The sequence below is a fragment of the Stenotrophomonas sp. NPDC077461 genome, from assembly GCF_049545475.1.
Classification (GTDB): Bacteria; Pseudomonadota; Gammaproteobacteria; order Xanthomonadales; family Xanthomonadaceae; genus Stenotrophomonas; species Stenotrophomonas nematodicola.
The window spans coordinates 244,521-264,903 of sequence record NZ_JBMWDO010000006.1; the positions used below are offsets into that span (position 1 = coordinate 244,521).

At 69.4% G+C, this 20,383-nt stretch carries 19 protein-coding genes and 1 pseudogene; 7 read left to right on the plus strand and 13 right to left on the minus strand.

Going from position 1 to position 20,383, the window contains the following annotated elements; translation table 11 throughout:
• Nucleotides 1–4: 4 nt before the first annotated feature.
• The 3 genes and pseudogenes from ACPEH8_RS12800 to ACPEH8_RS12810 form a co-directional block, all read right to left on the minus strand.
• Entirely contained in the window at nt 5–370 is a 366-nt protein-coding gene (locus ACPEH8_RS12800; protein ID WP_136006826.1) for a hypothetical protein, read from the minus strand.
• A gap of 189 nt (nt 371–559) precedes the next feature.
• Nucleotides 560–1,195, minus strand: coding sequence for a leucine efflux protein LeuE (leuE, locus tag ACPEH8_RS12805; RefSeq protein WP_423667020.1), 636 nt, complete (start codon nt 1,193–1,195; stop codon nt 560–562).
• A 16-nt stretch (nt 1,196–1,211) separates the two neighbouring features.
• A pseudogene (locus tag ACPEH8_RS12810) lies at nt 1,212–2,179 on the minus strand (LysR family transcriptional regulator); the annotation flags it as partial.
• Between the two features lie 92 nt (nt 2,180–2,271).
• Here ACPEH8_RS12810 and ACPEH8_RS12815 point away from each other — a divergent pair.
• From ACPEH8_RS12815 to ACPEH8_RS12840, 6 genes are all read left to right on the plus strand, one after another.
• Nucleotides 2,272–3,279, plus strand: a complete 1,008-nt coding sequence (locus ACPEH8_RS12815) for a zinc-binding alcohol dehydrogenase family protein (RefSeq protein WP_136006829.1) — start codon at nt 2,272–2,274, stop codon at nt 3,277–3,279.
• Between the two features lie 35 nt (nt 3,280–3,314).
• Nucleotides 3,315–3,968 (plus strand): oxygen-insensitive NAD(P)H-dependent nitroreductase NfsB, encoded by a 654-nt coding sequence (locus tag ACPEH8_RS12820; protein WP_017355185.1) that lies wholly within the window; start codon nt 3,315–3,317, stop codon nt 3,966–3,968.
• 91 nt (nt 3,969–4,059) lie between these two features.
• Nucleotides 4,060–5,643, plus strand: a complete 1,584-nt coding sequence (gene rmuC, locus ACPEH8_RS12825; RefSeq protein WP_017355186.1) for a DNA recombination protein RmuC — start codon at nt 4,060–4,062, stop codon at nt 5,641–5,643.
• 11 nt (nt 5,644–5,654) lie between these two features.
• The gene (locus ACPEH8_RS12830) at nt 5,655–6,038 is read left to right on the plus strand and encodes a hypothetical protein (protein ID WP_166473611.1); all 384 of its coding nucleotides are present in this window, start codon (nt 5,655–5,657) and stop codon (nt 6,036–6,038) included.
• Nucleotides 6,039–6,093: 55 nt separating this feature from the next.
• Entirely contained in the window at nt 6,094–6,654 is a 561-nt protein-coding gene (locus ACPEH8_RS12835) for a glutathione peroxidase (RefSeq protein WP_423666983.1), read from the plus strand.
• 110 nt (nt 6,655–6,764) lie between these two features.
• Entirely contained in the window at nt 6,765–7,055 is a 291-nt protein-coding gene (locus tag ACPEH8_RS12840) for a DUF6916 family protein (protein ID WP_017355189.1), read from the plus strand.
• On the opposite strand, the gene ACPEH8_RS12845 is transcribed toward ACPEH8_RS12840, so the two are convergent.
• From ACPEH8_RS12845 to ACPEH8_RS12860, 4 genes are read right to left on the minus strand one after another with little or no spacing between them, the layout of a single operon-like run.
• The gene (locus ACPEH8_RS12845) at nt 7,048–7,599 is read right to left on the minus strand and encodes a GNAT family N-acetyltransferase (protein ID WP_017355190.1); all 552 of its coding nucleotides are present in this window, start codon (nt 7,597–7,599) and stop codon (nt 7,048–7,050) included. The genes ACPEH8_RS12840 and ACPEH8_RS12845 overlap by 8 nt on opposite strands.
• Complete coding sequence (locus tag ACPEH8_RS12850) at nt 7,596–8,129, minus strand: phage tail protein (protein WP_017355191.1); 534 nt, start codon at nt 8,127–8,129, stop codon at nt 7,596–7,598. The genes ACPEH8_RS12845 and ACPEH8_RS12850 overlap by 4 nt, the downstream gene beginning before the upstream one ends.
• 32 nt (nt 8,130–8,161) lie before the next feature.
• The gene (locus ACPEH8_RS12855; RefSeq protein WP_017355192.1) at nt 8,162–8,692 is read right to left on the minus strand and encodes a phage tail protein; all 531 of its coding nucleotides are present in this window, start codon (nt 8,690–8,692) and stop codon (nt 8,162–8,164) included.
• 21 nt (nt 8,693–8,713) lie between these two features.
• Entirely contained in the window at nt 8,714–9,253 is a 540-nt protein-coding gene (locus ACPEH8_RS12860; RefSeq protein WP_136006839.1) for a phage tail protein, read from the minus strand.
• Between the two features lie 291 nt (nt 9,254–9,544).
• On the opposite strand from ACPEH8_RS12860, the gene ACPEH8_RS12865 reads away from it, so the two are divergent.
• Complete coding sequence (locus ACPEH8_RS12865) at nt 9,545–16,180, plus strand: putative Ig domain-containing protein (RefSeq protein ID WP_423666986.1); 6,636 nt, start codon at nt 9,545–9,547, stop codon at nt 16,178–16,180.
• A gap of 45 nt (nt 16,181–16,225) precedes the next feature.
• Here ACPEH8_RS12865 and ACPEH8_RS12870 read toward each other — a convergent pair whose 3' ends face one another.
• From ACPEH8_RS12870 to ACPEH8_RS12895, 6 genes are all read right to left on the minus strand, one after another.
• A complete protein-coding gene (locus ACPEH8_RS12870) occupies nt 16,226–17,242 on the minus strand; it encodes an MlaA family lipoprotein (protein WP_423666989.1) in 1,017 nt (338 codons plus the stop codon).
• A gap of 1 nt (nt 17,243) precedes the next feature.
• Nucleotides 17,244–17,555 carry an STAS domain-containing protein gene (locus tag ACPEH8_RS12875; RefSeq protein WP_136006848.1) on the minus strand — a complete coding sequence of 104 codons (312 nt, stop codon included), beginning with the start codon at nt 17,553–17,555 and terminating at the stop codon, nt 17,244–17,246.
• Nucleotides 17,545–18,207 (minus strand): MlaC/ttg2D family ABC transporter substrate-binding protein, encoded by a 663-nt coding sequence (locus tag ACPEH8_RS12880; protein ID WP_136006851.1) that lies wholly within the window; start codon nt 18,205–18,207, stop codon nt 17,545–17,547. Before ACPEH8_RS12880 ends, ACPEH8_RS12875 begins: the two co-directional genes overlap by 11 nt.
• A complete protein-coding gene (gene mlaD, locus ACPEH8_RS12885) occupies nt 18,204–18,731 on the minus strand; it encodes an outer membrane lipid asymmetry maintenance protein MlaD (RefSeq protein ID WP_136006853.1) in 528 nt (175 codons plus the stop codon). Before mlaD ends, ACPEH8_RS12880 begins: the two co-directional genes overlap by 4 nt.
• Before the next feature lie 101 nt (nt 18,732–18,832).
• A complete protein-coding gene (locus ACPEH8_RS12890) occupies nt 18,833–19,582 on the minus strand; it encodes an MlaE family lipid ABC transporter permease subunit (RefSeq protein ID WP_136006855.1) in 750 nt (249 codons plus the stop codon).
• Nucleotides 19,582–20,370 (minus strand): ABC transporter ATP-binding protein, encoded by a 789-nt coding sequence (locus ACPEH8_RS12895; protein ID WP_136006856.1) that lies wholly within the window; start codon nt 20,368–20,370, stop codon nt 19,582–19,584. Before ACPEH8_RS12895 ends, ACPEH8_RS12890 begins: the two co-directional genes overlap by 1 nt.
• Between the last annotated feature and the right edge of the window lie 13 nt (nt 20,371–20,383).

Genomic DNA, 20,383 nt, shown 5'->3' on the forward strand with positions numbered 1-20,383 from the left:
CGCATCAGCCCGATGCCTCGGCGGCGGTAGCCATCAGCAGGCGCAGCCACTCGTCGTCGCGCGGCAGCCCATGCGGAACGATCACCTGGGCATCGCCCGGGAAGCGCTTGCAGCGGAGTACGCCGTGCTCGTCGAACATCCGCCAGCCCTGCGCGGCATCCTCGGCGTCGCGGATGCGCCGGTGCAGCGCCTGCGCCAGGCTGGCCTGGCAGTCGAAACGGCAGGCGCGCAGGTCGATCCGGTCCAGCGGCTGCAGGTCCGCCAGGATGCGGCAGACGGCAGGATGGGCCAGATCGATACGGCCGGTGTCCATGCCGAGAAGGCGCTCGTCATGTCCGGCCAGGTGCTGCACGAAGTACACGGGAGGCATCGGTTACTCGCGTGGGGCGCGCGGCCGCAACGCAGCGGCCGTGGGGCGATGGCGCCGATTGGACACCCCGTGAGGGGGGTGGGGGAATCTCAAGTTATTGATTGAAGTGCAGCGTCTGGATGACCGTGACTATTTCCCAGCGCAGGCAGCACCGCCCAGGCGACGCGCATCGGCCCACGTGGCGGGGCGTCAGCCGCTGACGCCGAGGCGCACGCCAAATCCGATCAGGAAGATACCGGCGACGCGTTTCAGCAAAAGTCCTATGCGGGGATGCTGAAGAATCCGACGGCGCAACAGGTTGCCCACTCCGATCAGCACCGAGCAGTAGGCCAGTCCCATGACGAAGATGATCACCGCCATGCTCGCGAACGTCATCACGCCCTGGTGGCGCGTCGGGTCGATGAACAACGGCAGGAATGCCATGTAGAAGATGATCGCCTTGGGGTTGAGCAGGTTGATCAGCAGCGCCTGCCGGAAGTAGTGCCCCGGCCGCAGGCGGATGCCGCCTTCCTCGCCTTCCTCGCCTGCCGGCCGTGGACGCCGCAGCAGGCCGATGCCGACCCAGACCAGATAGGCCGCGCCGAGATACTGCACCGCGTGGAACACCAGCGGGTTGGCCTTGAGCAGCGCGGCCACGCCGGCCACTGCCAGCCACATCAGGATCTGGTCGCCGAGCAGCAGGCCGAACAGGGCGGTGTAGCCGCCGCGGGCGCCGCCGCGCCCGGTGGCGGTCAGCAGGGTGAACGTCCCCGGGCCGGGCAGCGCAAGGAACACCAGCACGGCAGCAACGAAGGTCCACAGATCCTGGATGCCCATCCACGGCATGGCGGCGACTCGACAACGGGGGAGCGCCATTGTCCGGCACCGCTGCGGTTCCCGATAGCGTCAGCCCGCCGGCTGCGGCAGATCCTCCAGCAGGGGCTGCAGGCGGCGCTCGAACAGTGCGTGCAGCTGCCGGATCGCCGGCGAGAACTGCTTGCGATGCGGGCACACCAGGTTCAATGGCAGGCTGTCGCCGGCGCCATCGAGCAGCACCTGCAGGCGCCCGGCGCGCACGTCCTCGCGGAGATCCAGCCACGACTTGAACACGATGCCTTCGCCGGCCACGGCCCAGCGCCGCACCACGTCGGCATCGTCGCAGATCATGTTGCCCCGCACCGGCACCACCACCCGGCGGCCGTCTGCCTCGAAGTTCCAGCGGTCGTAGGCACGGCCGGCGAGCTGGTAGAGCAGGCAGTGATGGTCCTTGAGTGCCTCCAGGCTGGTGGGCGTGCCGTGCCGGGCCAGGTAGCCGGGTGCGGCCGCCAGCACCCGGCGGTTGCCGGGCAGCAGCGGCAGCGCCACGTAGCTGGCGTCATCGAAGCGACCAAGGCGGAAGGCGATGTCGACCGGATCGCGGAACACGTCGGCGACCTGGTCGGACAACCGCAGCCGCAGCTGCAGCTTGGGATGCGTGGCGCGGAACTCGGTCAACCACGGCAGCAGCAGGTGGCGGCCCAGGTCCGACGGCGCGGCCACCTGCAGTACCCCGCGAAGTTCGGCATCCTCGCCGCGCACCCGTGCCTGGCCTTCGCTCAGGGTGGCCAGCACATCCTGGGCGTAGGGCAGGTACAGCGCGCCTTCGGCGGTCAGGCGCAGGCTGCGGGTGGAGCGCACGAACAGCCGCAGATCCAGTTCGCGTTCCAGCCGCGCCACCGCCGCGGCAACCTGGCCGGGCAGCAGGTCGGCTTCGCGCGCTGCATTGGAGAAGCTGCCCAGTGCCGCGGTGCGGACGAACAGGGCCAGGTCGTCAACACGGACCATTTTCATTCCAGGAGTGAAAGTGCTGAACGATTTTGCGCCTTTTCCGGCGCGCCGGTGAAGCGCACGCTGTGCGCCTCTTTCCAACGGACCGCGCTTCGATGAAAGCCGTCGCCTACACCCAACATGGCCTGCCGATCAGCGACCCGCGCGCGCTGGTGGACATCACCCTGCCGCTGCCCGAGCCGGGGCCGCGCGATCTGCGCGTGCAGGTCCGTGCGATCTCGGTCAACCCGGTCGATACCAAGGTACGCAACGGCGTGGCCGTGGACGGGCCGCGGGTGCTCGGCTGGGACGCGGTCGGCATCGTCGACGCGGTCGGCAGCGAGGTCCGCCTGTTCCAGCCCGGCGACGCGGTCTTCTATGCCGGGGCGATCGGCCGGGCCGGCAGCAATGCCGAGTACCAGCTGGTGGACGAGCGCATCGTCGGCCGCAAGCCGGCCAGCCTGGACGATGCCGCCGCCGCGGCGCTGCCCCTGACCGCGATCACCGCCTGGGAGCTGCTGTTCGACCGCCTGCGCATCGCCGAGGGCGATGGCGAGGGCCAGACCCTGCTGGTGGTCGGCGCGGCCGGTGGCGTGGGCTCGATCCTGGTGCAGCTGGCGCGCCAGCTGACCCGGCTCACGGTGATCGGCACCGCCTCGCGACCGGATACCCAGGACTGGGTATATGCACTGGGCGCGCACCATGTGATCGACCACACCCAGCCGCTGACCGAGGGCCTGGCGCGACTGGGCATCGCGGCGGTGGACCATGTGGCCAGCCTCACCCATACCGACCAGCACTACGACCAGATCGTGGCCGCGCTGGCGCCGCAGGGCCAGCTGGCCCTGATCGACGACCCCGGCCAACTGGATGTGATGGCGCTCAAGCGCAAGAGCCTGTCGCTGCACTGGGAGTCGATGTTCACCCGGTCCAGCTTCACCACGCCCGATCTGGAGCGCCAGCATGCGCTGCTCGACCGCGTGGCCGACCTGGTGGATGCCGGCGTGCTGCGCACCACCCTCGGTGAGCACTACGGCCGCATCAATGCCGCCAACCTGCGCCGTGCCCATGCCCTGATCGAGAGCCACCGCGCGCGCGGCAAGCTGGTCCTCGAAGGCTTCTGACCCCCCTTGCCGACCCTGTACCGGACCCTGTTCCCATGACCCTCGCTTCTGTTGCCCTTCGCCGGCACACCACCAAGGCCTACGACCCCACCCGCACGCTGCCGCCGGCGGTGCTGGAAGACCTGCTCGAGGTGCTGCACCACGCGCCGTCGTCGGTGAACGCGCAGCCGTGGCACTTCCTGGTGGCGGGCAGCGCCGAGGCGCGCGCCCGCATCGCGCGCGCCACCCAGCCCAACCAGCCGTACAACACCGCCAAGATCACCGATGCCTCGCACGTGATCGTGTTCGCCACGCGCACCGCCATTGACGATGCGTACCTGGCGCAGGTGATCGAGCAGGAAGCCGCCGATGGCCGCTACCCGACGCCGCAGGCGCGCGAGGGCCAGCGCGGCGCGCTGCACCACTACGTGGACCTGCACCGCCACACGCTGGGCGATGTGCAGCACTGGATGCAGAAGCAGACCTACCTGGCGGTGGGCACGCTGCTGCTGGCGGCGGGGGTGCACGGCATCGACGCCACGCCGATGGAAGGGTTCGATGCGGCCGTGCTGGATGCCGAGCTCGGCCTGGCCGAACGCGGTCTGACCAGTGTGGTGCTGGTGGCGCTGGGATACGGCAGCGAGGCCAACTTCAACGCCCACCTGCCGAAGTCGCGGCTGCCCCGCGACCAGGTGATCACCCACCTGTAACCCGGCCGCGCCTGCGGTGACGGCTGCGGCCCGGTTCGCCGGGTCCGCAGCGGCGCAGCCATTGAGACCGGCACGGCCTACACTTGCCGGCATGCAAACCGAATTCCTTCTGCTTGGCGGCCTGCTGTGCGCCGTCCTCATCCTGCAGCTGATCCTCCTGCTGCGGCGTTCCCAGCACGGCGGCCTGGAGCAGGCCCTGCGCGATGAAGCCCGGGTCGGGCGTGGCGAGCTGCGCGAGCAGCTCGAAGGGCTGGGCCGGCAACAGGATGCGCGGCTGGAGAGCTTCGCCCGCGCGCTGACCGATCTGTCCACCCGCACCGACCAGCGCCTGGACCTGCTGCGCGACGCGCTGGGCGAAGACGCGCGCAAGGCGCGCGAGGAACATGGCCTGGCCCAGCAGCGCACCGGCGATCTGCTGGCGCAGCGGCTGCACGACGTGCGCCTGCAGCTGGAAGCGTTCGGCCAGCAGCAGCAGGCGCGCATCGACGCGTTCGGCCAGCAGCTGCTGGAGCTGACCACGCGCACCGATGGGCACATGGCCGCGCTGCGCCAGACCCTGGCCGAGGACGCGCGCAAGGGCCGTGAGGAGAACGTACAGTCGCAGCAGCGCCTCGGCGACACCCTGGGCCAGCGCCTGCAGGACATGACCCAGCGCAACGAACAGCGCATCGGCGAAATGCGTGCCACCCTGGAGCAACAGCTCAGGAGCCTGCAGACCGACAATGCCGAGAAGCTCGACCAGATGCGCGTGACCGTGGACGAGAAACTGCAGACCACGCTCGAAGCGCGCCTGGGCGCATCGTTCCAGCTGGTCTCCGACCGGCTCGAGCAGGTCCAGCGCGGGCTGGGCGAGATGCAGCAGCTGGCCACCGGCGTCGGCGATCTCAAGCGCGTGCTGACCAACGTCAAGAACCGCGGCAGCTGGGGCGAAGTGCAGCTGGACAACATCCTCGAGCAGACCCTCACCCAGGAGCAGTACGCGCGTGGGGTGAAGGTGCGTCCGGACAGCGGTGAGATGGTCGACATCGCCGTGCGCCTGCCCGGCCGTGGTCATGAGGACACCCCGGTGTGGCTGCCGATCGACTCCAAGTTCCCGCGTGAGGACTACGAGCGCCTGCTTGATGCCCAGGAGCAGGGCGATGCCGAGGGCGTGCGCGTGCAGGGCGCGCAGCTGGAACGCGCGATCCGAGTCCAGGCCAGGTCGATCTGCGACAAGTACATCGTGCCGCCGCACACCACCGACTTCGCGGTGATGTTCCTGCCCACCGAAGGGCTGTATGCGGAGGTGATCCGCCGCCCGGGCCTGGTGGACCTGCTGCAGCGCGAGCACCGCGTGGTGGTGGCCGGGCCGACCACGGTCACCGCGCTGCTCAACAGCCTGCAGATGGGCTTCCGCACGCTGGCCATCGAACAGCGCTCCAGCGAGGTGTGGAGCCTGCTGGGCGCGGTGAAGAGCGAGTTCGGCAAGTTCGCCGGCATCCTGGAAAAGGCCGAAAAGCAGATCAGTACGGTCGGGCGCAGCCTGGGCGAAGCCAGCCGCAAGACCCGCACCATCGAACGGCGACTGCGCGGCGTGGAATCGCTGGGCAGCGAGCAGACCGATCTGCTGCTGGCCGATGCGGCCGGTGATGACGACGACACCGGCGTGGACGACACCACGTCGGCACCGACATGAGGAATGCGCCGATGCGCAGTGTGTTGATGATGTTCCTGCTGTGGGTGCTGGCCGGGTGCAGCAGTGCGCCACATGCCGCCGGTTCCGGCGTGCCTGCGGCCAGCGTGGAGACCGCCGCGACGACCGCCCAGCGTGCCGAATGCGAGGCCGCCGGCGGTGACGCCAGACCGCTCGGCCGCCTGCAGCATGTCCACTGCGTGGTGCCCTATGCCGATGCCGGCAAGGCCTGCGGCGGCAAGGCCGACTGCAACGGCCAGTGCCTTGCCCCGGAGGGCGCCGGGCTGGTGGCCGGTGCCACCGCGCGCGGTGTCTGCCAGCGCGACATCAGCCAGAACTTCGGCTGCCACCAACGCATCGACAACGGCGTGGCACAGGGCACGATCTGCGTCGACTGACCCGTCGCCGGCACGGGTATGCTGTGCCGCCAACCTGCCATTGCAAGGATCTCCCGTGAGCCAGACCGTCTACGACATTCCCGTCACCACCATCGAAGGCCAGCCGTCCTCGCTGGCCGATTACCGCGGCAAGGTGCTGCTGGTGGTCAATGTCGCCTCCAAGTGCGGCCTGACCCCGCAGTACGAAGGCCTGCAGGCGCTGTATGCCGAGAAGCAGCGGGCCGGCCTGGAAGTGCTGGGTTTCCCGGCCAACAACTTCCTGGCCCAGGAGCCGGGCAGCGAGTCGGAAATCCAGCAGTTCTGCCAGCTGGAATACAACGTCGGCTTCCCGCTGTTTGCCAAGATCAGCGTCGCCGGTGATGACATCCACCCGCTGTACCAGCAACTCACCGCCGCCCAGCCGGCTGCCACGGGCGAAGGCCCGATGCGCGAGAAGCTGCAGGGTGCCGTGGCCAAGTACCCGGATCTGGTGGTCAATCCGGCGCCGGCCGTGCTGTGGAACTTCGAGAAGTTCCTGATCGGCCGCGACGGCCAGGTCATCGCGCGCTTCGCCCCGGATGTGCCGGCCGATGACGCCCGTCTGGTGGCGGCGATCGACGCTGCGCTGGCCGCGTGATGCCCCTGCGTGCAGGCGCACCACGCGCCTGCACGCACCTTGCGCGCGGCACGCGCAGCAACGAGGATGATCGCCGCCGCGACGCGCGGTGTGCCGACAGGGGACAGGGCATGGAACTGCTGACGCTGGAACATTTTGCAGGCTGCGTGGATGAAACGTTCGCCGTGGACCTGCAGGGCATGCAGGTGGACTTCGTGCTGGTCGAGGCGCGGCCGCTGAAACACGCACGCCCCGATGCGCTGCGCGTGCCGTTCTCGCTGCTGTTCCGCAATGCGGCCCCGATCGTGTTCCCGCAACAGATCTTCGCGATGCGCCATGCGCGCGTGGGCGAGGTGGGCATCTTTCTGGTCCCGATCGCGCAGGAGCGCGCCGGCTTTCTTTACCAGGCCGTGTTCAACTGAGGCCGGACCAGCGCATCGCCACATGGGTCTGCTGGCCTGAATCGCCGCCGGCAACGAAGCCCAGCCGTTCGTAGAGTCGGCGTGCCGCCGGATTGTGGACCTGCACATGCAGGCGCAAGCCGCGTCCCCGCATCGCCGCGGCCTGCTGCAGCCGCCGGATCAGCGCCGTGCCCAGCCCGCGCCCACGCCAGGCCGGCAACAGGCTGATGTCCACCAGCAGATCATCCTCACCGCATTCGTCGAGATACACACGGCCCACGGCCTGCCCGTCGACGTCGATGGCCAGATAGTGCGCCTGCGGGTACTGGCCCAGGTAGTGCTGGTGCTGAGCCACGAACTGCTGGGCCAGAAACTGCTGCTTGACCGTCTCCGGCCAAGGCACGGGCTGCAGTTCCTGCGCGCGGGTGGTGGCGTACAGCGCCACCAGCCACGGCAGGTCGGCGCGGCCCAGCGCGCGCCAGGCCCACGTCGTGTCGCCGGCGACGCCGGCCAGTGCAGGGCGCCGTTCCGGCGGGAACGGCGCCAGGGTGTCCGCCTGGATCATTCGAAGTAGGGGAACTGGCCTTCAAGGGCGATGCAGAAATTGACCGCCAGGTACGGCTGCCGGTTCTCGTGTGCGCCACCGCCGCCGCTGGGCGCCAGCATGTTGGGCGCCATTGACGTATTCGGCGGCGCACTGCTGAAGGACTTGATGGCGTTTGAGCCAGGCATCGACAGCGCGCCGTTGGCGACCGGCGTCGCCACGCGCTTCGCCGCGGCCTGCGCGTAAGCGACCAGGTCATGCGTGTGGGCGGGCAGCTCGTTGAGCGTCAGGCTGACGCCGGCGACGCCGAACGCCTCGCCCATGTCGCGCTGGCTCAACCCGGGGCCGCTGCCCTGCGAGGTGGCCGCGCGGGTGGTCAGGTTGGGCAGTTGGAACGTGTTCTGCCCATCGCCGCCGAAGCGGGTGCCGATCAGGGAGTACAGGGCCGGATTCTGCCGGAGCGGTACCATCGCACCGTTGCAGAAGGCCCAGCCACTGGGGTTGTAGGGGAATCCGAACATCTGGATTTCGCCGAGGAAGCAATCGCTCATGGTGTGATCTCTGCGCCTTGCGAAGGAGGAAGTCAGCTCTGCGTCGGGTAGATGCCGAGGGTGGCGATGAAGTACTGCACGGTGAGGGTGGGCATGCAGTTCTCATGCGGCAGGTTGCCGCCTGCAGCGGTCACCGACGCTGGCGCCAGTGTCATTGCCAAGCCGCCGGTGGTATCGCTGACGTAATAGGTTTCGCCGCTGACAGAGCCGGGTACCACGGAGGGCGAGGGCAGGTCGGCGGTGGCGGCTGCGGTGGTCAACGACAACGCATGGGTATGCGCGGGCATCTGCGCCTGGGTCAGAGTGACCTGCTCGGCGCCGCCCACCTGGCCGATGGAACGCGGCGTGAGACCGACACCGGTTCCCTGATGGAGGGGCAGGCGGCCACGCAGGTCGGGCAGGGCGAAGTTGGTGGAACCGTTGCCGCCGTAAGTGGTGCCCAGCAGCGTGTACAGCACTTCATTGTCCGCGATGGACAGGACGCGGCCATCGCAGGGCAGCCATCCGGCAGGAACGCGGTTGAATCCGAACATGCGGATTTCGCCGACAAAAGGCGTGGTCATCGGTGCGTGCTCCTGGAAAGATCAGCTGCGCGGCGGATAGATGCCCGCCTGCGCGCAGATGAAGAAGTTGATGACCGCGAACGGCTGCATGTTCGTGTGCGGCTGGGTGCTGCCGGCCAAGCCCACCGTTTCCGGGGCCTGCGCAACCCGCGTGTTGCCTGGCGCGGCATACAGCTTGGGGCCGGTACCGGTGCCGGCATAGACGCCGCCGGTCGGATTGCGGACGGTACCGGGGGCGTTCACACCAAGGACCGGGTGCGAATGGGCCGGCATCTGGGTCGAGAGCAGGGTGATGTTCTCCGCGCCGCCGCTATTGCCGGCCTGGAGAGGTTGCGGTTGCCAGGTGGCATCGACGGAAGGACCTGCCGACACCGGCACCCGGCCGCGAAGATCCGGCAGGCCGAAGGTCGTGCGTCCATCTCCCCCGTACTGGACGCCAAGCAGCGAGAACAGGGCCTGATTGGTCGAGATCGGCAGCAGCTGGCCGTTGCAGGGCAAAAAGGACCTCGGTGCAAAATTGAAGCCGGCCATGACAATCTGGCCCAGATAGTATTCGCCCATCTATTCCCCCTTGGATGGTGAGCGCGCGGCGCCGGACTGGCGCCCGCGTACTCTGAACGCCATTCAGGTTGTTCACAAGTCCCTGCCGTTGCAGCGATGCGACCGTACGTTGCACCTATCTTCCACGCCGGGAGTCTGTTCCAATGGCGCCAACGGGGGAGGCGTGGATGGCCTACCGCTGGCAGCGCCGGGGATCGGCAGGGGATTGGGTTCTCCGGAAGCACGCCAGTTGGGACGCGCACCTCGATGTTGTTCCGCATCCAGGTGGGATTCTTCTAAGGGGGAAGAGTCATGTCGTTCCTTTCCGGTACCGCGCGTTCCGCGCGTCTGCTCGCCTTCGTCTCGTTGCTGTCCTGTCTGGCGCTGTTCTGGCCCGGCGCGGCGCGCGCGGCCCATACCTCGCTGCTGTGCGGACCGCAGACGGTCCATGTGCCCAGCGGCGGCAGCGTGGCAATCAACGTCACCGCGTGTGCAGGCGGCAACATCTTCCTGGCCGGCGACGGCGTCGTGGACGGGCCGCTCCTGCCACAGCGCGGCAGCGCCATCCTGCGCGTCGATGATCCCAACTGGTATGTGGACTACAGCCACAACGGCGTCAACACCACCGGCGATGTCTTCGAGTTCTCCGACACGGCCAACCGCACGGTGCGGGTGACGATGATCGTCGACCCGCCGGCCTCGTCGATCGTGGTCAGCCCGGCCACCCTCGACACGATGACCGCCGGTACGGCGTTTGCGCAGACCCTCAGCGCCACCGGCGGTACGTCGCCATACACCTACACCACCAACACCGCGCAGCTCCCGCCGGGGATCACCCTCTCCAGCGCCGGGCTGCTGTCGGGTACCCCGTCCGCACGCGGTGCCTTCAGTTTCACCGTGCGTGCCACCGACAATACGGGCGCCGTGGTCGACAAGGCGTACGCGTTGACGGTGCAGAACCCCAGCCTGTCGCTCAGCCCGAGCTCGGCCACCGCCGTGCAGAACGTCCCGTTCTCGCTGACGCTGGGCGGCCAGGGCGGCGTGGCGCCGTACATCATCGCGCTGGAAAGCGGTTCCCTGCCCACCGGCATTTCGCTGGCCGGCGGCGTGCTGTCCGGCACGCCGACCGGTGCCGTACAGGGATACCCCGTGACCTTCCGGGTCACCGACAGCAGTGCCGGTGCCGCGCCTTACTACGAACTGGAGAGCTTCACCTTGACGGTCAGTTCGGCGCCGTCGGTCAGCATCGCCGTGGCACCGTCCAGCGTGCTCGAGGACAGCGGCCTGCCGCTTGTCTACACCGTCACGCGCAGCGCCAGCCTGCCCACGCCGACCACGGTGACTCTGGCCACCTCCGGCACGGCGACCAGCGGTGACTACACCGGTGCGGTACCGAGCGTGGTCATTCCGGCCAACGCCACCAGTGCCACGGTCAGCATCACTCCGGTGGCCGATACCGCAGTGGAGGCCAATGAAACGGTGATCGTGACCGTGGCGGCCGGTGCCGGCTACACCGTGGGCGCGCCGGCGTCCGCGACCGGGACCATCCTCAACGACGACCTGCCCGTTGCGAGCATCGCCGTCTCGCCCGCCTCGGTGGATGAAGACAGCGGCACGCCGCTGGTCTACACCGTCACCCTGGACCGCCCCAATCCGGTTCCCCTCACGGTGCCGATTTCGGTGGGCGGCACGGGTACGTTCGGCGTGGACTACACCGGTGTCGTGGCAGCGGTGGCGATCGCCGCCGGCAGCACCACCGGCACGCTCACGTTGTTCCCCATCGCCGACAGCGTGGCGGAATCCAACAAGACCGTCGTGGTCACTCTGCTGCCGAGCGCCGGTTACACGATCGGCACGCCGGGCAGCGCCACCGGCACCATCCGCGATGACGACCTGCCGGTGCTGCGCGTCAACGACGTCACCGCGACGGAAGGAGACAGCGGGGCCAGCGCCTTCATCTTCACTGTGTCGCTGGACGTACCCGCAGGCCCGGGCGGGGTGACGTTCGACATCGCCACCGCCGATGGCACCGCCACGGCCGGCTCGGACTACGTGGCGCGCAGCCTGGTCGGCCAGACCATTCCGGCCGGCGCCCAGAGCTACACCTTCGCCGTGCAGGTCAACGGCGACACGCTCTATGAGCTCAACGAGAGCTTCACGGTGAATGTGAGCAACGTCGTGGGCGCGACCGTCGCCGATGCGCAGGGCGTGGGCACGATCGTCAACGACGATCCGCTGCCGACGGTGTCCATCGCCGATCTCGCCCTCAACGAAGGCAACAGCGGCTCCACCCCCGCACTGCTGACCGTTACGTTGTCGGCTCCCAGCTCGCGGCCGGTCGCGGTCCAGTACGCCTCCGCCGATGGAACCGCCACGGCGTCCAGCGACTACACGGCCGTGAGCGGCATCCTGGTCTTCCCGGCCGGGACCACCACGATGTCGATCAGTGTCCAGATCCACGGCGATACCACCGTGGAGCTGGATGAGACCTTCCAGGTGAACCTGAGCAATCCGGTCAACGCCGTCCTTGGCGACGCGTCGGCCGTGGTGACCATCCTCAACGACGACCAGCCGGTGGTGCTCTCGCCCGGCAGCCTGCCGATGCCGACGGCGGGCGTTCCCTACGCGCAGGCGGTCTCGGCCAGCGGGGGTACCGCGCCGTACTCCTACGCCATCATCGCCGGCAGCCTGCCGCCCGGCATCAATCTCAACACCGCTTCGGGGGCCCTCAGCGGCACGCCCACCACCGTGGGCAGCTACGCATTCCAGGTACGTGCCACCGACAACAGCGCGGTACCGAATTCCAGCATGCAGCCCTACACGCTGCTCGTCGCCGCGCCCACGTTGACGCTGCCGGGCGCCGCCCTGCCGCAGGCGATCCGAGGCCAGTCGTTCACCAGCGACCGCGGCCCCGTCGATGGCGGCAACGGGCCGTACACCTTCAGCGCCATCGGCGTGCTGCCGCCGGGACTGAGCCTGAGCCCGACCGGTGTGCTCAGCGGCACGCCGACCCTGGCGGGCAGCCATACCTTCACCGTCAGCGCGCAGGACAGCACGCTCGGGCTTGGTGCACCGTACCGCGTCAGCGAGACCCTCACGCTGACCGTGGCAGAACCGGTGCCGCTTGCGGGCAACGTCACGCTGCTGACCAGCTACAACGCCCCGGCCATCCCGGTGAACCTGGCGCTGTCCGGTGGTGCGGCCACCACGGTGACGGTGGCCACGGCCCCGTTGCACGGCACGGCGGTGATCATCAATGCCGGCGTGATCTCCTACCAGCCGACGACCGGTTACGCCGGCCCGGACAGCTTCACCTACACGGCCACCGGCCCGGGCGGCACCTCCACGCCGGGTACCGTCGACATCACGGTGGGCAACCCCGTCATCTCCGTCACTGCCAGCGGCAGTCTGGCTGCCGAGGCCGGCACGCCGTACAGCCAGACGTTCACCTGGAGCGGTGGCGCGTTGCCGTATGGCAGCCACCAGGTGGCCAACCTGCCGGATGGCCTGTCGATCACCGCCACCAGCGCCAACAGCGTGACCGTCAGCGGCACACCGACCCGCTCGGGCAGCTTCTCCCTGGTGCCCAGCGCCACGGACAGCAGCACCGGCGCGGGCCCGTTCACCGTGGACGGCACCTTCACCCTGGTGGTGGGCAGCCCGGTGCTGTCGGCCACGCCGGCCGTCCTGCCTGCCGGCACCGCCGGCAGCGCCTACCAGCAGACGATCGCGGCCACCGGCGGCATCGCGCCGTACCAGGTGGCGCTGAGCGGCACGCTGCCGGCCGGCCTCAGCTTCAACGCCGCCACCGGCACCCTGTCCGGCACGCCGACCCAGTCGGGCAGCTTCGCGCTCACGGCCACCCTCACCGACAGCACGGCCGGCACCCCGGCCAGCCTGGTGCAGAGCTATACCCTGGTGGTGGCCAGCCCGACCCTGTCGGCCACGCCCGTCGCGCTCCCCGCCGGCACCGCCGGCAGCGCCTACCAGCAGACGATCACGGCCACCGGCGGCATCGCGCCGTACCAGGTGGCGCTGAGCGGCACATTGCCGGCCGGCCTCAGCTTCAACGCCGCCACCGGCACGTTGTCCGGCACGCCGACCCAGTCGGGCAGCTTCGCGCTCACCGCGACCGTCACCGACAGCACCAGCGGTACGCCAGCCAGTGTTGCCCAGGGCTACACCCTGGTGGTGGCCAGTCCGACGTTGTCGGCCACCCCGGCCGCGTTGCCGACCGGTACCGCCGGCAGTGCCTACCAGCAGGCGATCACGGCCACCGGCGGCATCGCGCCGTACCAGGTCACGCTGAGCGGCATGCTGCCGACCGGCGTCACCTTCGATGCGGCCACCGGCACGCTGTCGGGCACGCCGCTGCAGTCGGGCACCTTTGCCCTGACGGCGACGATCACCGACAGCACCGGCGGCACCCCGGCCAGCACCACCCAGGCCTACAGTCTGGTGGTAGCCAGCCCGGTGCTGGTGGCCACGCCGTCGGCGCTCGCCGGTGGCACCGCGGGAACCCCATACCAGCAGGCGATCACCGCGACCGGTGGCATCGCGCCCTACCAGGTGGCATTGAGCGGCACGCTGCCGACCGGCGTCAGCTTCGATGCCGCTACCGGCATGGTGTCGGGCACGCCGCTGCAGTCGGGCACCTTCGCCCTGACGGTCACGATCACCGACAGTACCGGCGGCACCCCGGCCAGCGTCACCCAGCCCTACAGCCTGGTCGTGGCCAGCCCGGTGCTGGCGACCCCGCTGACGGCCCTGCCGGGCGGCACCGCCGGCAGCGTCTACCAGCAGGCATTCACTGCCACCGGCGGCATCGCGCCGTACCACGTGGCGCTCTCCGGTGCGCTGCCGGCCGGCCTGTCGTTTGATGCCGGCACCGGCACGCTGTCCGGCACGCCGACCCAGTCGGGGACGTTCGCGCTGACGGTCACCATCACCGACAGCACGGGCGGCACCCCGGCCAGCCTCACCCAGCCCTACAGCCTGGTGGTGGCCAGCCCGGTGCTGGTGGCGACGCCGGCGGCACTGGCGGCTGCCACGGCAGGCACGCCCTACCAGCAGGTGTTCTCTGCCACGGGCGGCATCGCGCCGTACCGCGTGGTGCTGTCCGGCGCCCTGCCGGCCGGCCTGTCGTTCGATGCCGGTACCGGTACGCTGTCCGGTACACCGACCCAGTCGGGCAGCTTCGCGCTGACCGCCACGGTCACCGACAGCACCGGTGGCACCCCGGCCAGCCTGGTACAGGTCTACACGCTGACCGTGGCCGCGCCTGCCCTGTCGTTGAGTCCGGTTGCGGGCGCGCTGCCGGCGTCCACCGCCGGCAGCAGCTACACGCTGGCCTTCACCACCCAGGGCGGGCTCGCGCCGTACCGCTACACGCTCGCCACCGGTGCACTGCCGACGGGCCTGGTGCTCGACGCGGCCACTGGCCGGGTCGCCGGCACACCGAGCGTGGCGGGCAGCTTCGCCTTCAGCGTGACCGTCACCGACGCCACCGCCGGCGGTGCCGGCTCGCTCACCCAGGCCTACACGCTGAGCGTGTCGGCACCGGCGCTCGTGCTCACCCCGGCCTCGCTGCCGGCCGGGCTATTCGGCAACCGTTACGAGCAGGGCCTGACCGCCACCGGGGGTACCGCACCGTACCGCTATGCGGTGAGTGCCGGTGCGTTGCCGGAAGGGATGACGCTGGAGGCTGCCGGACTGCTGGCAGGCACGCCGACCGCAGCGGGCGCGTTCGCGTTCACCGTCACCGCCACCGATGCGCTGGGCTTCACCGGCAGCCAGAACTACGTTGTGCAGATCGCCCAGCGTCCCGATCCGACCCGCGATCCGGAAGTGCGGGGTCTGCTGACGGCCCAGCGCGATGCGGCACGCCGGTTCGCGCACTCGCAGATCGAGAACTTCCAGCAGCGCATGCAACGCCTGCACGGCGCCAGCGGCAGCAACGGGTTCAGCAACAGTCTGAGCCTGTCCTACGCACCGCGCCGCTGCGAGCCGATGGTGGGCAACGTGCCGGGGCCGGACTGCGACGCGCAGCGCCGCCAGCCGTTCGACCGCGAGACCGGGCTGGAGCAGCCGGCATCCCGCGTCGACACCGGCTCGCAGGCTCCGCTGGGGCTGTGGGTGGGCGGCACCCTGCGCTCCGGCCGCAGCGAGGGCGGCCAGCGTGCCGGTACCGACTTCGAGACCGATGGCGTCACCGTCGGTAGCGACCTGCGGATCAGCGAAGCCTTCGCCGTCGGCGCCGGGCTCGGCTACGGCCGCGATCGCAGCGACGTCGGCGAAAGCGGCAGCCGCAGCGATGGCCAGGCCTACAGCATGGCGGTGTACGCCAGCTACAGCCCGGGCCGCAGCCTGTTCGTGGACGCCCTGCTGGGCCACCAGCTGCTGGACTACAGCCTGCGCCGCTACGTGACCGGCGACGGCGGCTTCGTGCATGCACGTCGCAACGGCAGCCAGTGGTTCGGTTCGCTCGCCTTCGGTGCCGATCTGGCCCGTGGCAACTGGCAGTTCACCCCGTACGCCCGCCTGGATGCATCGCAGGGCTCGCTGGACCGCTACGTGGAGCAGGGCAACGACCTGTTCGCGCTGCGCTACGGCGACCAGGACGTGGACGCCACCACCGGCAATGCCGGCCTGCGCGTGGAAATGCGCCAGACCGCCACATGGGGTGCATGGACACCGCAGCTGCGCGTGGAATACCAGCACGACTTCAGCGGCAGTGGCCTGGCCACCCTGCAGTACGCCGATCTGGTCGACGTGCCGTTCTACCGCACCCCGCTGGACGGGTTCGACCGCAGCCGCTGGATGCTGGGTGCCGGGGTGATGTTCGACGTCGGCCGCACCTGGGGTCTGCGCGTGGACTACCGCGGGTTGGTGGGCAGTGGCAACGACCGCGACCACGGCGTGCAGATCAGCCTGGACAAGGAGCTGTAAGGAGTACAAAAAAAAACCCCGCCAAGGCGGGGTTTTTTACTTTCTTCAGTTGCTCCAGTCCGGCATCGGCATCGCATCGACCGGGATCGGGGCGGTGTCGTCGGCATCCTTGCCGCGCGCGTGCTTGCCGCGCAGGTCGTTCTCGATCTGGTAGTTGCGGCGCTGCAGCCAGGCATCCCGGGTCAGGGCGTACTCGTCCACCGCGTTGTCGCGGATGTCGTCCAGCGCCATCAGCTGCGAGCGCATGTCCACCAGCTGCAGACCCTGCAGGCCGATGCGGACCTTGTCCTCTTCGATCGTACGGATCGGCGAGAGCGGGATGTCGCCGGCCAGGCCGAACACATCGCGCACGGTACGCGGCCCGAAGAAGGGCAGCTCCACGTAGCGCGACCGGCGCCAGCCCCAGGCACCCAGGGTCTGGCCGAAGTCTTCGCTGCGACGTGGCACCAGCGCTTTGCTGGCCGGATCGAACAGGCCACCGAGACCCAGCGTGGTGTTCATCAGGAAGCGGCCCAGGGTGTCCCACGCATCGTCCGCGCGCCCCTGCAGCAGCTGGTTGGTCATGGTGACCGGTGCACGCAGGTTGCTGAAGAAGTTGGTCACGCCGGTACGGGCGAAGCGCGGCACCACCTTGGTGTAGGCCGTGGCCAGCGGCCGGGCGACCGCGCGGTCGACCACGTTGTTGAAGCTGTGCACGCGGCGGTTGAACGGTTCCCACGGATCGTACGGCGCGCTGGCCGCCAAGGTGCCATCGGCGCTCGGCGCCGGGCCGCCGTACAGCGCGGCGAAGTCGTCTTCGGCATCGGTCGGGGCCGTGCCGCCCGCGCTGGCCGGCGACGTGCCGTCGGCTCCGGACTGCGCCGGATCCCCGACGGCATCGGCCGGCACCGGCGCCGGCACTTCGGATTGCGGCAGGGCGTCGGCGGGTGCGTCGAGCGCTGCATCGGCGGCGGTCGGTGTCACCGGCACGCTGGTCGGCGCACTGTCGCGCGCGGGCTTGCCGGCACACGCGGTCAGCGCCGTGGCGAGCACAAGGAGGGGAAGGGTGCGTAGGACGTTCATGTCAGCTCGCCGCAGAAGGGGCATTGAAATCCAGGGTGGGCGCCAGCCGGTAGGCGGCACACAGTTCGTTGAAGCCGGCCGGCGAACCGACGATGGTCGGCGCACCGCCGCGGTCGCGCAGACGCGCGGCCAGTTCGGCCAGCAGCGCCACACCGGCGCTGTCGACCCGCGTCACCGCGGTCAGATCCAGCTGCAGCACGCCGTCGAGCGAGGTCAGCGACGGCCACAGGGCCGTTGCCGCCGCGCGGTCGAGCACCCCGCTGAACACCAGTGCGGTGCCGTCGCGACGGGCGCTGGCCGCATTACTTGCCACGGGGCGCCTGTCCGGCCTGCATGGTGCCGTTGCGCAGTTCGGCAGCCACCTGCTGGATGGTCTTCTGGCGCAGCGGGGCGTCGAACTGGGTCTTGAACGTCTGCACGTAGGAGATGCCCTCGATCATCACGTCGAAGATCTTCCACTGGCCGCTCACGTTGCGCATCAGGTAGTCGACCGGGGTCGGCTCGCTGCCGGCGCGGATCAGCTCGGTGGACACGCGCACGCCCCGGTTGCCGGGCAACGGGGACTCGGACTTCAGGCGGAACGTCGGCTTGCCCTGGATTTCCAGCAGGGCCGAGCCGTAGCGCTGCATCAGGTTGTCGGCCATCGCGTCGGCAAACAGCTTCACATCGGCATCGGACGCGCCGCGGCCGTGCACGCCGAGGACCAGGCGCGCGGCATAGTCGCGGTCGAAGGTCTTGTTCAGCTCGCTGTTGATGAAACCGCGCAGCGCGGTCGGATTGCCGCGGAACTCGGTGCGGCGCGCCTGCAGCGTGGTCAGGATGCGGGTGCTGGCGTCGAGTACGGCGCTGCCGGCCTGGCCCTGCTGGGCGCCGGCGGCGGCCGGGGCGGCCTGGGCCATCGACAGCGACGGCAGCGAGGCGAGCAGGGCCGTGGCGAGCAGGGCGGGGATCAGTCTGGTTTTCATGGTTGCGGTTCCTTTGCAGGCGCCTGTGCGCCATTGCCCTCGTGGGAATCAGCGCCGCCGGCGTTGCCCGGGCCACTGAACATGTATTTGCCGACCAGTTGCAGCAGGTCTACCGCCGGCTGGGTGAAGACGATCTCATCGCCGGACTTGAGCACGTCCGGATCGCCGCCCGGCTGCAGACCGATATAGCTCTCGCCCAGCAAACCGCTGGTGAATATGCCGGCGGAGGTGTCGGCCGGCAGGTCCTTGAACTTGCCGTCCAGCGTCAGGGTGACGATCGAATCGAACTTGGTCGGATCCAGCTCGATCTGCGCGACCTGGCCGACGGTGACGCCGCCGATCTTGACCGGCGCCTGTTTGCGCAGCTGGCCGATCTGGGTGAAGCGCGCCTTCAGTTCGTAGCCGCTGCTGCCCAGCCCCCACCGCTGGTTGGTGGACGCCACGGCCAGCACCAGCAGCGAGGCCAGCGCCAGCAGCAGGAACGCGCCGACGGAAAATTCGAGTCTGGGACCGCGGATGGCCATGTCGTGTCTCACTGTTCTTTGTCAGGTGCCCGGACAGCTCGCCGGGCGGGAGGATCTGCATGCGTGAAGCAGTACCGGCCGGTTCAACGGCCGGTGGGTATCTACTGGAACATCATTGCCGACAGCACGAAGTTGAACATCAGCACCAGCAGCGAGGCGTTGACCACCGCACGCGTGGTGGCCACCGAAGTACCTTCGATGGTGGGCTCGGCGTTGAACCCCACGTACGAGGCCACCAGCGCCGCCGTGCCGCCGAAGATCGCCGACTTGAGCATCGCCACGCCGAAGTCGTCCCAGAAATCCACGCTGTTGCTCAGCGCCGACCAGAACACGCCGTTGTCCAGCCCGAGCACGTGCACGGCCTCGAAGTAGCTGGCGCTGATCGCCAGCGAACAGAAAATGCCGGTCAGCAGCGGCACGGTCAGCACCGCGGCCCAGAAGCGCGGCGCCACCGCCTTGGCAATCGGGTCGATGGCCATCAGCTCCAGCGCCTTGATCTGGTCGGTGGCACGCATCAGGCCCAGCTCGGCGGCGATGGAACTGCCCGCGCGGCCGATGAACAGCAGCGCGGTCAGCACCGGGGCCAGCTCGCGGTACAGCGACAGGCCGAGCAGCGTGGACAGCGCATCGGCGGCACCGAAGGTGGTCAGTGTGCGATAGCCCTGCAGGGTCAGCACCAGCCCGACGAAGGCGCCGCCCACGGCGATGATCGGCAGCGAACGCGCACCGATCTTGTAGATCTCGCGGGTCAGTTCGGCGAGGAAATCGGCGGTCGGCACCGAGCCGCGCAGTACCGTCAGGGAGAACAGGCCGGCGCGGCCGAGCGAACGGGTGGCTTCAACGAACGGCATCAGGCAACCCTCGCGCGCGGTGCGGCATCGAATGGAATCGGGCCATCCGGTTCGCCGTGCAGGAACTGGCGCAGCAGCGGGTCCTGGCTGGATTCCAGATCGGCCGGGCTGCCCTGGAACACGATCCCACCGTTGGCGATCGCGATCACCTGATCGCAGATCGGCAGGGTCTCGTGCACATGGTGGCTGACAATGATGCTGGTCAGCCCCAGGCTGTGGTTGAGGCGCTGGATCAGGCTCATGATCACCCCGCTGGCGATCGGGTCCAGCCCGGTCAGCGGCTCGTCGTAGATCATCAGCGGCGGATCCAGAGCCAGCGCGCGGGCCAGCGCGACGCGGCGCGCCATGCCGCCGGACAGCTCGCGCGGCCAGGCATCGGCGGCGGCCAGCAGGCCCACCGCGTGCAGCTTCATCTGCACCAGGCGGCGCAGCACCGGCGTCGGCAGGCGGGTATGGGTGCGCAGCGGCAGCGCGACGTTTTCGGCCACGGTCAGGTCGGTGAGCAGGCCATTACCCTGCAGCAGCACGCCGACGCTGCGGCGCATCTCGCGCAGCGCGCTGCTGCCGGTGGGGATCGGCTTGCCGAACAGCGTGACGCTGCCGGCCACCGGACGCAGCTCACCGGTCAGCGCGGCCAGCAGGGTGGACTTGCCGCTGCCGGACGGGCCAAGCACGGCGGTGATGCTGCCACGGGGTACGGACATCGAGACGTCGCGCAGGATCGTGCGCCCGCCGCGGTCGATCCGCACGTTGGACAACTGCACCAGATCATCTTCGGAAGCCGTCATGGGCACCATTAAC